This is a genomic window from Micrococcaceae bacterium Sec5.8 (assembly GCA_039636775.1).
Lineage (GTDB): Bacteria > Actinomycetota > Actinomycetes > Actinomycetales > Micrococcaceae > Arthrobacter.
The window spans coordinates 1,744,103-1,758,569 of the sequence record CP143429.1; the positions used below are offsets into that span (position 1 = coordinate 1,744,103).

At 63.3% G+C, this 14,467-nt stretch carries 13 protein-coding genes and 2 pseudogenes; 8 read left to right on the plus strand and 7 right to left on the minus strand.

The window, feature by feature from the left end:
* Positions 1-389 precede the first annotated feature (389 nt).
* Positions 390-779: a hypothetical protein gene (locus VUN84_08075; GenBank protein ID XAS65579.1), complete on the plus strand. Its 390-nt coding sequence runs from the start codon at positions 390-392 to the stop codon at positions 777-779.
* On the opposite strand, the pseudogene VUN84_08080 reads toward VUN84_08075, so the two are convergent.
* Positions 776-1,237, minus strand: a pseudogene (locus VUN84_08080) (ATP-binding protein). The gene VUN84_08075 and the pseudogene VUN84_08080 overlap by 4 nt on opposite strands.
* Positions 1,238-1,367: 130 nt before the next feature.
* Between VUN84_08080 and VUN84_08085 the strand changes: the two are divergent.
* From VUN84_08085 to VUN84_08095, 3 genes are all read left to right on the plus strand, one after another.
* Positions 1,368-1,679 carry a hypothetical protein gene (locus tag VUN84_08085; GenBank protein ID XAS65580.1) on the plus strand — a complete coding sequence of 104 codons (312 nt, stop codon included), beginning with the start codon at positions 1,368-1,370 and terminating at the stop codon, positions 1,677-1,679.
* Positions 1,680-1,695: 16 nt separating this feature from the next.
* On the plus strand, positions 1,696-1,887 hold the full coding sequence (locus tag VUN84_08090) for a hypothetical protein (GenBank protein ID XAS65581.1): 192 nt from the start codon (positions 1,696-1,698) through the stop codon (positions 1,885-1,887).
* A gap of 87 nt (positions 1,888-1,974) precedes the next feature.
* A complete protein-coding gene (locus VUN84_08095) occupies positions 1,975-2,388 on the plus strand; it encodes an FAD-dependent monooxygenase (GenBank protein XAS65582.1) in 414 nt (137 codons plus the stop codon).
* A 733-nt stretch (positions 2,389-3,121) separates the two neighbouring features.
* On the opposite strand, the pseudogene VUN84_08100 reads toward VUN84_08095, so the two are convergent.
* From VUN84_08100 to VUN84_08110, 3 genes and pseudogenes are all read right to left on the minus strand, one after another.
* A pseudogene (locus VUN84_08100) lies at positions 3,122-4,518 on the minus strand (IS3 family transposase).
* Positions 4,519-5,160: 642 nt separating this feature from the next.
* On the minus strand, positions 5,161-6,510 hold the full coding sequence (locus tag VUN84_08105; GenBank protein ID XAS65583.1) for an APC family permease: 1,350 nt from the start codon (positions 6,508-6,510) through the stop codon (positions 5,161-5,163).
* Between the two features lie 124 nt (positions 6,511-6,634).
* Positions 6,635-7,162 (minus strand): YetF domain-containing protein, encoded by a 528-nt coding sequence (locus VUN84_08110; GenBank protein XAS65584.1) that lies wholly within the window; start codon positions 7,160-7,162, stop codon positions 6,635-6,637.
* Positions 7,163-7,435: 273 nt separating this feature from the next.
* Between VUN84_08110 and VUN84_08115 the strand changes: the two genes are divergently transcribed.
* From VUN84_08115 to VUN84_08125, 3 genes are all read left to right on the plus strand, one after another.
* The gene (locus VUN84_08115; protein ID XAS65585.1) at positions 7,436-8,767 is read left to right on the plus strand and encodes a DUF2254 domain-containing protein; all 1,332 of its coding nucleotides are present in this window, start codon (positions 7,436-7,438) and stop codon (positions 8,765-8,767) included.
* Between the two features lie 342 nt (positions 8,768-9,109).
* Positions 9,110-9,529: a hypothetical protein gene (locus tag VUN84_08120; protein XAS65586.1), complete on the plus strand. Its 420-nt coding sequence runs from the start codon at positions 9,110-9,112 to the stop codon at positions 9,527-9,529.
* A gap of 60 nt (positions 9,530-9,589) precedes the next feature.
* Positions 9,590-9,997: a four-helix bundle copper-binding protein gene (locus VUN84_08125; protein ID XAS65587.1), complete on the plus strand. Its 408-nt coding sequence runs from the start codon at positions 9,590-9,592 to the stop codon at positions 9,995-9,997.
* Between the two features lie 708 nt (positions 9,998-10,705).
* On the opposite strand, the gene VUN84_08130 is transcribed toward VUN84_08125, so the two are convergent.
* The gene (locus VUN84_08130) at positions 10,706-11,962 is read right to left on the minus strand and encodes an APC family permease (GenBank protein XAS65588.1); all 1,257 of its coding nucleotides are present in this window, start codon (positions 11,960-11,962) and stop codon (positions 10,706-10,708) included.
* Between the two features lie 212 nt (positions 11,963-12,174).
* Between VUN84_08130 and VUN84_08135 the strand changes: the two genes are divergently transcribed.
* Positions 12,175-12,633 (plus strand): universal stress protein, encoded by a 459-nt coding sequence (locus tag VUN84_08135; GenBank protein ID XAS65589.1) that lies wholly within the window; start codon positions 12,175-12,177, stop codon positions 12,631-12,633.
* Positions 12,634-12,652: 19 nt separating this feature from the next.
* Here the strand turns inward: VUN84_08135 and VUN84_08140 are convergent, their stop codons facing one another.
* Entirely contained in the window at positions 12,653-13,840 is a 1,188-nt protein-coding gene (locus VUN84_08140) for a cation:proton antiporter (GenBank protein XAS65590.1), read from the minus strand.
* A 50-nt stretch (positions 13,841-13,890) separates the two neighbouring features.
* Entirely contained in the window at positions 13,891-14,325 is a 435-nt protein-coding gene (locus VUN84_08145) for a universal stress protein (protein ID XAS65591.1), read from the minus strand.
* Positions 14,326-14,467 lie beyond the last annotated feature (142 nt).

Sequence of the window (14,467 nt, forward strand, 5' to 3'; positions counted from 1 at the left end):
CCGCTGAACATCCGCCGGGAGCTTGCTGTTCAGGAGGTGGCGAGATGCTGCGTCGGCGCCGGGGGCGCTGGGTGAAACTCAGGGGCGGGCAAGCCTGCGCGGCCTGAACGCCCAGACGTGCCCGCCCCAAGGTCTCGTGAACCGCGGCAGGCTACTGCGGCGTACGGGGCGCCGGATTTTCGAACTGCCGGGCGACGAGGACGTCGGTCGAGGAATGGGCCAGGATGGAGTGAGTATGTCAACCTGATTTAGGACCACTGAGACGGCCTGATCCAGGACCACCTGCCATTCCGTTGCAGGAACCTCGAAGGCTCTACGGAATAACTTCAGTGGTTTCAGGCAGCGCAGTTGATATGGCCTGTCGGGGCCACCCCAACTAGGGTCGTTCCATGCTCAAGTCGCTGATCGAACGCCCGGCCGTCTTAGTGTCGGAACTAGGGTTGATGCTTCTTGGACTCGTACTTTCGATGATTGGGATTACCAGTTTTGCTAGCGCTTTCACCGCTGACCGCCTTGCGTTCGCTGGTGCGTTCACTTTCCTTCTAGCTAGTGCCTGGTGCATCTCGGTGAGTCTGATTACGTTGCTGGGCCACCCCCGTTCAACTGTTGGAAGGGTTTCGTTGATGGTGGGCGGATGGCTGGGTGCGGCCTATCCTTTGAGTTTGGCCTTCACATACTTCGGCAACGCGTACATCGTGGCGCTACCCGTCTCGATTGCAGGCATGGCGTTGGCTCTTACCTCCTTAGGGAATAAGACAACGAGCGGCGCCAAGGTCTAACCTGCGGTTTGTTGGGCGAGGGTGTGGGCGAGGCGGTAGGAATCGGTACCGGTTTCGATGATGGCGCGGTTAAACGTCAGCCGATCGACGATGGCGGCGCAGAGGCGCGGGTCGGTGAAGGTTTTTGTCCAGCCGGAGAAGGATTCGTTGGAAGGCGATTGCGATGGAGTTCTTCTCTTCCCTTTCGGTGAGGAGCTGGAAGAGGAGTTCGGCGCCGCGACGGTCCAGTTCCATATAACCGAGGTCATTGATGCAGAGCAGGTCGACGCGGCCGTAGCGGACATGGTTTTGGCCAGCATCTTTTCATCGGCGGCTTCGACGAGTTCGGTTACGAGCCGGGTCGCGAGTGTGTATTTGAACCGGTAGCCCTTCTCGGCCGCGGCGGTGCCGAGCCCGATGAGCAGGTGCGATTTGCCGGTCCCGGAGTCTCCGATCAGGCACAGGGGTGAGCCCTTGCGGGTCTTGTCGCGGACAGCCAGCTTGGTCTGGCCGGCAGGGAAGTCGAGCTCCTCGAGAAATCGGTCGCCCCGCGCCCCGATGGCTACATGATGGACTTCTTTGGCCCGGGGGTGGAGGCGGCGGAGCGGATTGGTCTTTACCCGGCGGCTCGCGGCAGTGGCCTACCCTGTCGAGGCAGCCGAGTATGTCGATGCGACAGGGCACCCCATGTCCAGCCTCGATTACGACCAGTTCGCGCGGCTGGCCGGCGGGAACGTCCTGAGCCTGCTGCGCCCTGACATGGAGCGAGCCGCCCGCGCGGCGCTTGAAGACGTGGCGCCCGGCCGGGTGCGGGTCAGTTATGGGGCGCCGGTATCCCGTGTATGGAGTGACGACGACGGCGTTCAGATCGCCGTCGAGGGCTCCCCGGAGGTGACGGTCGCCGCGGACGTCCTCCGCTGACGGCATCCATTCCCGAGTGCGCTCCCAGGTGTTCGGCCCCGAAGCCGAGTATCTGCGCCCCTTGGGCATGCGGGCAGCAGCCTTCATCGTGACCGAACCGCTCCTGAACGCCCGTTTCCGGAACCGTTTCATCCTTCCCGACAGCATCGAGCGGGTGGCCGGACTCTACAGCCTCCGCTCGGACGAGGCGGCGGCATTAGTGGTCTAACGGGACGCTACCGGCACGCCGGAGGGCCAGCGGTCCAGGAGCCCGCGGGAGCGGCTGCGCCGGGAGTTCTCCGGACTCGGCCACGCCGTGGACCGGCTGCTGAAACTTTGTCCCGAGCATCCTTACGACGATGTCGTCGCACAGATTGTGATGCTGGACTGGCAGCGCGGCCGGACCGTTCTCGTGGGTGACGCCTGCGGTGCAGCGTCGCTCCTCGCGGGGCAGGGCGGCTCACTCGCCATCGCCGGTGCCGCGCACCTGGGGGACGTCCTCGGACCTGTGGTCTCACCGGATTGGATCAGCCAGGCACTTGTCGACTTCGAGCGACGCTGGCGGCCCGTGGTCGAGGAGGCCCAAGCCGCCGGGCGCCGCGCCGCGTCATCGTTCCTCCCCGCCAATAGGACCCAGCGGCTCCTGCACCGGTGGATCATCCAGGCAACCCATCTGCCCGGAATCGACCGGCTGGTGGCACACCGGATCGTGGGCCGGGTCGCAAAGTGAACCTGATTGACACATCACGTCGCTAATGGCATTGAATAGACCGCATCTGTGCCCCTCATCTAAGGGCCGATTTGCCTATCTGACTTGAGCTATGGGTTCCGGCACTTGCGGCTCCGGCCGGCAGGACAGTTCCGGCCTTCCGGAGGGCGGCCCGGCGCCGGGATGGCCCCTGAACTGAGACTGAAAATCGCTGTTGATAAAGGACCGGTGAGGTCGCTGGAACCAGGACCAATGCGCGCCACTTCGGTGGCTCAACTGTATGCCTCAGCAAAGTTGCGCTTGTAGATGGCGGAGGAGCATCGGGACGGGCGTGCCCGGCGGGAACGTGCTGGAGCCCAAGCGCAACGGGGCCCTCCCGTGGATGGACGCCCTACTTGTCGCCCGACGACGCTGACGGGCTCACGGTGGGAAGGAAGGGACGGTATGCCTGCAAGGTGCCGTCCAACACCGGGGTGGAGAGCTCTTTTTGCTCCGATCCTACGGTCACCGTAACCGGCAACCTGGAACCCGGAATTTCACTGACTGAGGAGAAGAGGAGCTGCCTGGTATCGAACCCGAGCTGCCCTTGTGACTCCACGCGAACGGTGACGTTGTCGTTCGCGTCGGAAAAGCCAACATCTACAGGTGAAGTTGACGTGTTGAAAAGAGTGCCTAGGAACCTCCCTGGCTTGTTTTCATCCTCTGAAACAAGGAGCAGACCGGAATTTGTCAAGGTGAATGAGGCCAGTGGGAGTTAGGCTGCGGCTTTGGTGTCGGTTTTCTCGGCTGGTTTGTTGATCCAGGCGCTGTCGGGGATGGTGATGATCTTGGGGTCGTTGTTGGTGGTGAATCGTTCGGGTGTTTTTGCCCGTGCGGCGGCAAGGGTTCTGGCGCGTTCAAGGGCTTTGCCGGCGGCCAGTCCGTAGTGCACGTCTGCCGGTGTGTTGAGGCCGATTCCGGTGTGGCAATGGGTGTGGTTATACCCGTCGACGAAGGAGCCCATGAAGGCCCTCGCGTCAGGCAGGGACCCGAAGCGTTCGGGGAATATGGGGGCGAACTTCAGCGATTTGAACCAAGCCTCACTGTACGGATTATCATTGCTGACGCGCGGACGGGAATGGGACCGGGTGATCTCCAGGTCCGAGAGCAGCGCGGCGACTGTTTTGGACGTCATGGAGGTGCCACGGTCGGCGTGGACGATCTGCGGGATGCCGTGGATACCGAAGATCTCCTTCATCATTTCCACGGCCAGTTCCCCGGACTCGTGGGCATGGACGTAGGCGCCGACAATGTAGCGGGAATAGATGTCGATCATGACGTAGCAATCGTAGTATTTGCCCTTGATCGGGCCGGCGAGCTTGGTGATGTCCCATGAAAAAACTTGCCCAGGGCCGGTCGCGACCAGCTCCGGGACGGCCCGGGCCGGGTGGCGTGCCTGTCGGCGGCGTTCCTTGACCTGCCGGTTCTCCTCCAGGACGCGGTAGAACGTGGAGATTGAGCACAAATAGATGCCTTCATCCAGGAGCCGGGCATAAATCTGCACCGGCGGCAGATCGATGAAATCCTTCGAGTTCACGGTCGCCAGGATGTGAGCGCGCTCTGCCGCTGAGAGCTTATTTGCCGGTGCCGGGGCGGGCCGCGGGTCTTCCGCCGGGGTTCGGACTTTGCGGGTCGCTGTGGCCCTGGGGACCCCGGCAATCACGGCTGCTTCCCTGGTTGGGATGTCCGCGCCGGTGAGGGCGGTGTAGGCAGACATCAGGGTTTCTTGTACCAGGGCTGCTGCTCCGCGCTTTCGGAGATATCCTCCAAAAGCAGTCGTGCTTTTTCCATAATCGACAACGCAGCTTCAGTCCGTGCCAGCTTGCGTTCACTCACCTCCAGCTGCCGGCGTAGACGACCGATTTCCGCCTGTTCAGCAGTGGGCTTGCCTATCTTTTCCCCAGGCTTCTTGCCCTCCAGGATGCCGGCGTCGCGGAGCTTGCGCCACTCGGTGATTTGGGATGAATACAGGCCCTCGCGGCGCAGGTATGCCCCGCCTCCGGTGCCGTCGTCGCAGGCCCGTTGATACGCATCCAAGTGCGCCAATTTTTGTGCCGGAGTGAACGACCTTCGAGGGGACGGCCCACCGGCGCGGGGGCCAGAATTACTCATGGATCCATCTTCCCGCACCGGGGAAATCGTGGAGATAGACATTGGTGATGTTCCTGATTCTCGCCCTACAGATTAAGCGAAGTTGCTATGAGCCGCTGGCCTCATCCAACCCTGACGCGTAGGGGACTGCGCACCTCTACTCCGCCGATGTCGGCATCGACACCGTTGGCGATGGCGTACCAGTCTTCGTCGGGGGTAGCGGTGCTGCACCCGGAAATACCTATGAGCGTCAGGCCGTCAACAAGGGAGCCGAGTAGTTGGCTGTGCTGTCTGTGGCACTTTCGCATCTTGGCTCCTGACTACGTTGCACCGAATTAGGTGACCTCTAAGGTCCAACCAGACTCCCACCTTGTTCATGGGTCAGCAAGGGCGGGACGAGCCGCCATATCGCGGTTGCTTACTGTCACGGAGCAGTGACAAGTGCACCGATCCGCCCAGATAAGGAGCGGGACAGGTGAGGTTCGGTAACTCGATGAACCCCGCGTACCCGCTAACGGGCTAGCCATCGGCGGGCCGGCAGGCCCTGAATTCTCTTTGGTCATTGACCCGGGATGGTTCGCTTAGGCGCTGATCGACGTTGTCATCATGTGTCCGGACGCGGCTGCACGGCCCGGGGCTCCGATCCGTCCGGACAGGTGGTGCTCAATCGGAGTGGTGCTGGGTTGAGGTCTCGTGTGAGGGTGCATCATTGTGGCGCCGGTAGCGCACCGCGAACCACTGGGCGACGGTAATCGCTGTGGCCACGACAACGGTGATCACTATGGTGAGCGGATCCGATTGCACTTTCACGAGCAAGAACGGCAGCAGCACGGCGATGTCGAGCACGATGGCCGTCCAAGGAATCCAGATCTTGGGCTCAATTTCGGTCCTGAGGTGGCGGATCACGCCGACGTGGACGGCGAGGTCCATGGCGAGGTATAAGATCGCTCCGAGAGAGGCGATCTGGGACAGGTCGAAAAACGCGGCCATCACCATTGCCAGCCCCGCGGTGATGAACAGCGACTGGTGGCCCTGCTGTCCGGGCAGTCCGGGGGCCTGCCCCATGTCCCTGAGCATGTCGTAGAGCTTCGATACGGAGAACAGACTCGCCACCAGTCCGGAGAGCGTGGCGACCACGGCGATCGCTACGGTCAGCGTCACGCCCCAGGAGCCGAACGTTGGCACGGCGGCCTCGGCCAGGGCATAGTCCCGGGCCTCGACGATCTGATCGACCGTGAGGCTGCCGGTGACCGCTACTGTAATCAGCAGGTACAGCGTGCTGCACAGACCGATGGCAATCATGATGGACCGGCCGATGTTGCGCTCCGGCTTGCGCAGGTCAGCTCCCTGGTTGGTGATCGTGGTGAAGCCCTTATAAGCCAGGATGCACAATGTGACCCCTGCCAGGAACCCCAGCCACCCCTGATCCGGCGGGGTGCGGTCCGCCACAGTAAACAGCCGGCCCAGGGACGACACACCGGCCGCAAGGATGCCCGCGATTGCCATCGCCGCGATCCCCAAGATCTTGATCGCGGCCGTAACCGTGGCCGAACCCTCGACCCACCGGTTGCCCACCAGATTCACCAGGGCAGCAACCGCGATTGCAGCCACAGCCAGGACCGGCACCCAGACGTTCGAACCCTGCAAACCGAAAGGCCGCAATAAGTAAGTGGCGAAGGTGCGGCCCAGCAGGGACTCGGCCATGATCATGGACACATACATGAACAAGGAGAAGGACCCAGCGATCACTCCGGGCCCGTAGGCGGCTTTGAGCAGCATGGCGATCCCGCCCGAGGACGGGTTGGTGGCTGAGTAGCGGATGTAGGAATAGGAGCTGAAGGCCACCACCACGGCCCCCGCGAAGAAAGCCCAAGGCACCCAGCCCCCGGCCAGCTCGGCGACCTGGCCTACGAGGGCGAAGATCCCCGCCCCGATCATCACCCCCGTCCCGAGGGCCACGGATCCGGTCAGTGACAGCTTCTGCTGCTTCCGTGGTGTCGAGTCTTTGCTCATGAGAGTCCTTTCCTCGGTAGTTTCACCAGCTCGCGACGGCGGGAACGCCCACCACAGTCCGTTCCTTTGCTATACGCTGGCCCAAACTGGGCGCCAACACGTCCGTTGTGCGAAGCCGGTGCTGTCATTGGTCCTCTAACCCGTGGGCGTCCCTGACACCTTTGAGGGTTGAACCGTTCCCGAGTTTGCTTTGGGGGATGACGCTGATAGTTCCATTGGTTTCAAGCACCACTGCCGCCACGTCGGAAAGGTCGCCGGATCCGGTGGAACGCACCGCCTGCAGCACCTCGGACTCGCTGAGGCGGTTCCTTCGCAGCTGGTCGTGTCGAAGTTCCCCGGAAATGACCAGGGCCACCGGCCGGGCTGTCACCGCAGCCCTGGCGCCTGGCACGTGCGCGGACGCCCAGGCCACGACGAACTGCAGCCCTGCCAGCAGCGCCAGCGCCGTCAGTCCTTCAAAGAAGGCGACGTCGGAACTGAGCAGGATTGTCGCCAGGGTGGATCCGATGGCGACTGTGACGATGAAGTCGAATGCGTTTAGCTGCCCGAGGGTCCTTTTGCCCGAGACGCGCAAGACCACCACCAGGGCCGTATATGAAACCGAGCCGATGATCAGGACGCGCAGGATCTCCGCCCAGGAATCAAACCACATAGGCTTCCCGCCCTATCTCCGGCATTATCGGGGCTTTCAATCGCATGGCACTCCTTCGATGTTGGAGGTTCTGGGCATATACCGCGGACAGAGGAACGAACTTGACAGTACGCTTAGTCTTTCCGGTTCAGCCAGCTTGGAGCCAACCGGACGGTACGGCTAACTACAAAAAGCTTTTCGGCGTCTGGCCCTCTCCTGAGAGTAGGAACCTATGACTGAGGCACCTGCAATGCCGGCGGTTTGTTCCCGATGACTGGCCGTGGCGCGCAATGGATGGATGCATTCCGGACACAGCTGTGGCCCCTTCCGACATTGGCGGTTGCCCTGGCTGTGGTTCTGGGGACGGTGCTGCCCGCACTGGACGCGGGACTTGAGGGCCAACTCCCCGAAAGCGTCACCGTCTTTCTCTTCAGCGGGGGACCGGAGGCGGCCAGGTCTGTCCTGCAGGCGATTTCGGGCTCCCTCATCACCGTGACGTCCCTGACCTTCTCGCTGACTGTGGTGACATTGCAGCTGGCCAGCAGCCAGTTCTCCCCGCGGCTGCTGCGTACCTTTACTTCCGACCGGTTTGTCCACGTCACGCTGGCCCTGTTCCTGGCTGCCTTCTCTTTCGCCTTAACTGTCCTTCGAAGCGTTCGCGACGAAAGCCTAGGAACCAGCCTCTTCGTACCTGAAATATCCGTCACCGTCGCGTTCGGGCTCGCTATTGCAAGTGTCATAGGGCTGGTGCTCTTCCTGGCGCACCTTACCCGGGAGATCCGGGTGGAAACCATGATGCGCAGGGTTAATGTGGAAACCCAGGAAACCATCGACCGGGTCTTCCCCTTGGACCGGCCCGCCCGTGGACCGGAACCGGTCCCGTCGTCCGAAACGATCCTCATCCACTCCACCAGCTCGGGATTCCTGACCTCGATTCATCAGGGCGCACTGATGCGGGCGGCCGAAGAGTCCGGCGCCGTGATACGGATAGACCGGGAACCGGGCAGCTCCCTGGTGGAGGGCGTTCCCTTCGCCACCGCCTGGAGCGTCGAACCCGGGGCAGCGTTCACCCCGACGGTCAGGGAAAAGCTGACCGAGGACGCTAATGCCGCTGTGGCCACCGGATTTGAACGCACGAACGTCCAGGACGTTGGGTTCGGCTTCCGCCAGCTGGTGGACGTGGCCGCACGTGCACTCTCCCCGGGCATCAATGACCCCACCACGGCGGTGCACGTCATCGGGCACCTCTCCGTTCTCCTGGGCCGGCTGGCAGAAAGAAACCCCGGTCCCGAGCACCTCACCGACGGGAACGGGAGGGTGAGGGTGGTGGTTTCGCTTCCCGAGCTCAAGGACCTGCTCGATATGGCGATGAACCAGCCCAGGCAATACGGAGCGGCGGATCCGGCCGTCGCAGGACGACTCATTGGGCTGCTTCAGGAGCTCACTTGGTGCGACCGGGAAGGCCATTACCGGAGGGAAATATTGGACCATTTGGGCCGTATGCGCGACGCCGTAGGCGCCGCTAACTTTTTGCTGGCCGAACGAAGAAGCCTGCTGGACCAGGCAGACTCCCTAGACCTTCTGCACGTAAAGAAACTGAACCCCGGAAACAACGAGAACCTATAGGACACCCGGTTGAGAACAGGACAGCCGGTACCGGGCCCAAGCCTGCGGCGCTGGGCCTGAGTTTGGCAGGGGCAACGGCCGCGTTGATCGCAGCCTCTGCCGCGGACGGGTGCAGGACCAGAGAGAGAAGGAGTCCGCCCGAGCTCTGCGCAAGCAATGGCGGGTGACTCCAACACCGTGGCCTCCAAAGTCGACGCGCAAAAGTAATACTCGTGAGATGATCTGAGCGGGCGCCCGAGGCTAGGCTGATCAGATGGTGTCCACCAGGAAGTGGCGATGGCCGCGCTGAGTTGGTCTAAGTTAGGAATGCTTCGCTGCCCAGTTTCGCTGCGAGGTGTACTTGTGTGGCTCCTGCTATCCCTTCTCTTGGCGGGAGCCGCGTCCTACACCCACGGCAGCCGATATGCCATCGTTCCCGGGCACGACCCCTTCCAAGCGGTGGCCGAACAAGGCCTTGAGCTAGTGCCCACGCGGGGGGAAACCGCAGCCAGTTCCGGCGACCCTTCCGCGTCGGTTTCCCAGATTGTCCGCGTCGTCCACGAGGTTGGCCCGTTCGTTGATCCTGAGGCGCTGCCGAAGGACCACTGCGAACGGCGGCAGTCCCCCCGCAGCGAACCGGCCCCCCTGAGGACCGGGGCGGTGGACCCGCCGTCCTTGACCCCCCGGCAGCAGCCCGGGGACGGGATTCTTTCCAGCGTTCTTCCTCCGGCGCCGGATCTGCCGGCGCTGACAGTGGTCGAGCTCTCCATCAGCAGGACGTAAGAACGGCTCGTCGTTTCACGTTACAGACACCTGCCGTATAGACCCTGGAGAGAGATAAAAATGACACACGTACAGTCCATGCTGGACACCTACCCCAAGGACTTGGGGAGCATCGATAAGGCCAAGCTTGTGGAGTGCATCCAGGCGTGCTTTGACTGCGCGCAAACGAGCACCGCGTGCGCCGACGCGTGCCTCACTGAAGATGTGGTCGCCGAGCTCACGAAATGCATCCGCACCAACCTTGACTGCGTCGACATCTGTGCCGCCACCGGTAAGATCCTGTCCCGCCATGCCGGCTACGACGCCTCCATCACCCGTGCAGTGCTGGAAGCGTGCCGCACCGCCTGCAAGGCCTGCGCCGAGCAATGCGGGCAGCATGCTTCGATGCACCGCCACTGCGAGGTGTGCGCCGAAGCCTGCCGACGCTGCGAGCAAGCCTGCGCCGACCTCCTCGCCTCACTGGGCTGAGCCAGGGGAGCGGCGGCAATGACACATTCACAGATTCCCCAGACCGTTCGTCGTCGAGGCCAGAGGGGAACAGCACGGGCAAGGCCCTCGGAGGATCCGCAGCTGCGCCGGATGCTGACCTCCCACATCCACTGCGGTCAACCCATGCAGCTGGTGACAGTAAACCCGGCGCCACCCGAAGAGAGGAACGACGGCGACCTGCTGACCTACAGCTGCGCATGCGGATTCAGCTTCGATCAACGGCAGGATTGAACCGGCCGGCGTTCAGCGGTCGAGGTGGCGGCGTTCATGGTCTACCGGGACACCACAGGCGCGACGAGCCACCAAGGATCGGGGAGTCCTGGAGCGGCTAAGCCGTCATGCCGGACCGGCAGAGCGGAGGGACCGTTCTCGTAGGGGACCAGGAGGCCCTTTCCCTCCTTGCCGGACAGGGCGACTCGCTCGCACTTGCTGGCGCACTGTTGATGGACATCCTCGGACCCGTGGTCTCACCGAGGGGATCAGTTCGGCGTTGGCGACCCGTGGTCGAGGAGGCCCAAGCCGCCGGGAAGCGCACCGCGTCATCGTTCCTCCCGGTCAACCGGACCCAGCGCCTGGTGTCCCCGTGTTGGCGGTGCCGCTGCGTGAGGGCTTCTAAGTGACACTGCGGGTCACCCCTGCCCAAACAGCGACAGGGCCAAAGGGACTGGCCGCAGGCGTAGGTTCGGTTCATGCTGCGCCGGGCTGCTGTCGGCGGTGTTGATACCGGACAAAGGCGAGTCTAAGGGCGGAGACGGAGGCCAGTGAGACTCCGATGAGCAGCAGGGTGGCCTGGTCGTGGAGGCTGAGTTGGATTCCCAGGACGATCAGTGCGCCGAGGCAGGCCAGAAAACCGGTGCCGCTGACCAGCCGGGGCCAGAACCCGGACAGGACCCGGGCTGCGAGGAGGTTTGTGGCTCCGAAGACGGCCAGGAAGACGGCCGATCCGAAGGTCAGCAGGGCCGTGATGTCCGGCAGCATGGCGAAGGCGGCGCCGAATACGGCCAGGAAGACCAGTGCGGTGACGGGCAGGCCGGCCCGGGTTCTTGCGAACACCGCCGGCAGCTCGTGCGCCAAGGCGATCTCGTGCATCTGGCGGGCCGTCGAGAACAGGGTCGCGTTGATCGCGGAACTCGCCGCCAGCAGCGCCCCGAGGCTCGCGATCCAGTACCCCGCCGTCCCCAGAGCCGCCTGGCCGGCCGCGGCGAACGCCACTTCTTTTTGGGCCACGATGACTTCGTCGCTGACCAGCATTTGAGAGCCGATCGTCACGGTGACGTAGACCAGGGTGACGATCGCGACCGAGAGGTAAAGCGCCCGTGGCAGCGTCCAGCGGGGCCGCACGAGGTCATCGTAATCGTAGGAGAGCAGCTCGAACCCCTCGTAGGCGACGAAGATCGACGCCGATGCCACGATGACACCGGCCAGGCCCTTGTCATCCAACGGGGTAAGCCGCTCCGGGGAGAAGTGAGCGAACCCAATGGCGGAGATCAGGGCAAGAACCGCGACCTTGATCATGACCACGAGGTCCTCCGACAGCGCCGATGCGCCCACTCCGCGAAGGTTGATCCCCAGAAACACCAGCAGGATCAGGATCGCGAAACCGTTCGCGAAAGCCCCCGGCAGACCGAGGGCATGTGCAGCGTAGTGCCCGAAGGTGAAGCCGTACACCGCTAACGCGATCAGATACCCGAACATCAGCAGCCAGGAGATGTAAGAGCCGGCACGCGGGTACCCGGCATGGTGCAGGTAGACGAAGAGGCCGCCGGAGCGTCCGGCCCGGGCCGAGAGCGTAGCGAAGGAATGCGCGGTCACCATGGCGATGGCCCCTCCGATCATGAAGCTTCCGACGGCGAGGTGTCCGGCAAGCGCGACGGTGACACCGAGGACGCTGAAGATGCCCCCGCCGATCATGCCCCCGACCGCCATCGCCAGCGCATCCCGCAAGCGGAGCCTACCCAGCCCCTTGTCCCGGTGCGCGGCCGTTCTGGGATGGAACGCCGCCTTAGGTGTCGGAGGTCCCGAATTCATGTCGTGCGCCCAATCTCTATGCCAGTAAGGACCGGCTGGAGTGCATGCGCCGACCGTAGCACTGACTCCGAACGGCGCGGGCACCTTAGGTCTAGGATGCTCATTGAGGCCAGTGAAAGGAAAGACGAATGACCAGTATCAGCACATTCACGATTGTGGTGGGGTTTGACGGTTCCGATCATTCCCAGACAGCTCTGAACTGGGCCATCGACGAGGCCCGGCAGCGCAACGGCCAGCTCCGCCTGGTCACAGCCTGGAACAAGCCGCCGATGGCCTGGTATCCGGCTGTGCTGGAAACGGCGGCCGGTGAAATTGCCGCCGAAGAGTCCCCGGAGCAAATCGCAGGCACGCTTCAGGCTGAGGCGCTGAAGTCCGCTGCAGCTGAGGGCGTGGCCGCCACCGGGCAGATCGTCCACAGTGATTCACCGGCGTCAGCGATACTCGACGCTGCCCAGGACGCGGATCTCGTCGTCGTCGGCTCCCGCGGGCACGGCGGATTCCCCGCTCTACACCTCGGCTCGGTCAGCACGCAGGTCATCAACCACGCACCATGTCCCGTCCTGGTCGTCCGACCCAGGCCCACCTGAGGCGTGAACCGCCGGCAAACTACTGAGGCGTCGGGGGAGGGCGGCTGTCGAATTGCCTGGCAACGAGGACGTCGGTCGAGGAATGGGCAAGGATGGACAGCACAATGACCAGCGCCACGAGATGAAAGAGCTCATCGGAGCGTTCGATGCCTGATTCGAGAACCAGGAGCCCGTAGACCACCGAGGCGAACCCTTTGGGACCGAACCACATCGCTGCGAGCTGTTCCTTGGCCGGCAGCCGTGTGCCGAGGAAGGAAACGAGCAGAGCCAGCGGCCGGGCCACGACGATGGCCAGCACAGCGAAGACCCAGCCTGTCCAGGCAATCTCTCCGAACAGGAACGTTGGCGTGATCAACGCACCAAACACCAGAATGGCCGCCAGCTTCAGCAGTTCTGACACCAACTCCCCGAACTGTTCGAATTCCTCCCGGAAGCCCGGTCCCGCGGTGGCGACCGTGATACCGGCCGAGAACGCTGCGAGGAAGAGGTTCGCCCCGGTCACCAGGCAGATGGCAAGCACGAGCAGCCCAATGGATACCGCCACCAGCGGTTGCAGGCCCTTGGTTGCCATCAGGAAGGGAAGGCGCTCCAGCCAGATGACGATCAGCGGGACCAGGACGCCAACAAGCAGGCCAAGAGAGATCTCTTCTGTGAGTACGCCAATCCCGACATCGGTTCCGCCGCCGAGGGCCAGGAGCACGAGAACTACGGGCAGGGCCAGCCCGTCGTTGAGTCCTGACTCGACGTTCAGTAGGTGGCGTAAACGCCCGGGAACTTCCTTGCGCCCCACAATGGCGGCCGCGAAGACCGGATCAGTTGGTGCCAGCACCGCACCGATCAGGAAGCACTGGAGCCAGGGAAGCCCCACAAGGTAATGGGCCAGCAGGGCGGTGATAAGAAGTGTCAGAGGCAGCCCGAGCAGCAGTGCCCGGCCGGGTAAACGCCACGCCCTGCGAAGGTCGGATAACCCCACTTTCATGCCGTCCGTATAAAGGACTGAGAACAAAGCCAGTTGGGCCAGGACCCCGACGACAGGCGAGCCGGGCGTTACCGGGACAACGCCGAGGACTCCCTGGCCCAGGACGAAGCCGCCGAGAAGAAACAGCACCGCCGTGGAAAGGACCGTCCGGCTCGCACGTTCGGAGATGAGGACGCCCGCCAGAAGTAGCACCGCAAAAGCGAGCGTGAGCATCGGTACCATTCGCATTCCCCATCTGCTTGCGTGCGTCAGACCTCTGGAGGCTTTGGCGTCAGGAATCAGGCACCGCTCTGGGGCCGGACAACCAGAACGGGGCATTGGGCGTGGTGCACGACCTGGCCGGAGACTGATCCGAGGAGAAGACCGGCGAATCCTCCTTGTCCCCGGGATCCCACGATGAGCAGGTCCGCGTATTTCGCTGCCTCCAGCAACGCGGTGGCGGCGGAATCCCGAACGAGCATTCCCTCGATGTCCACGCCCTCAGCGGCGACAGCTTTCAGCGCATCGGCCTGGACACGCTCAGCGGCGTGAAAGGAGTCGTTGCCCCCGCTGTCTTCCACCGTCGACGGCACAGGTGGATAGTGCCAGGCAGTGATGAGGAGGACCTTTCCGTGGCGAATGCCCGCCTCGTCCACGGCCCAGTGAAGGGCGGCGAATGACGGTTCGGATCCGTCGTCGCCGACCACGATCAGGAATGTACCGGCAGCATTCATTCGTCTCTCACGTCCTCTGTTCCGCGGCATCGGCCAGTGCCAGTCTGTGCCCGACGTGGTGAGCGGTCAAGGAATGCCTGAGCGCGGCACTGTCGCAGGCCGCACAGGGAGTTCGTTCATCCAAAAGGGCCCGGATGACGCC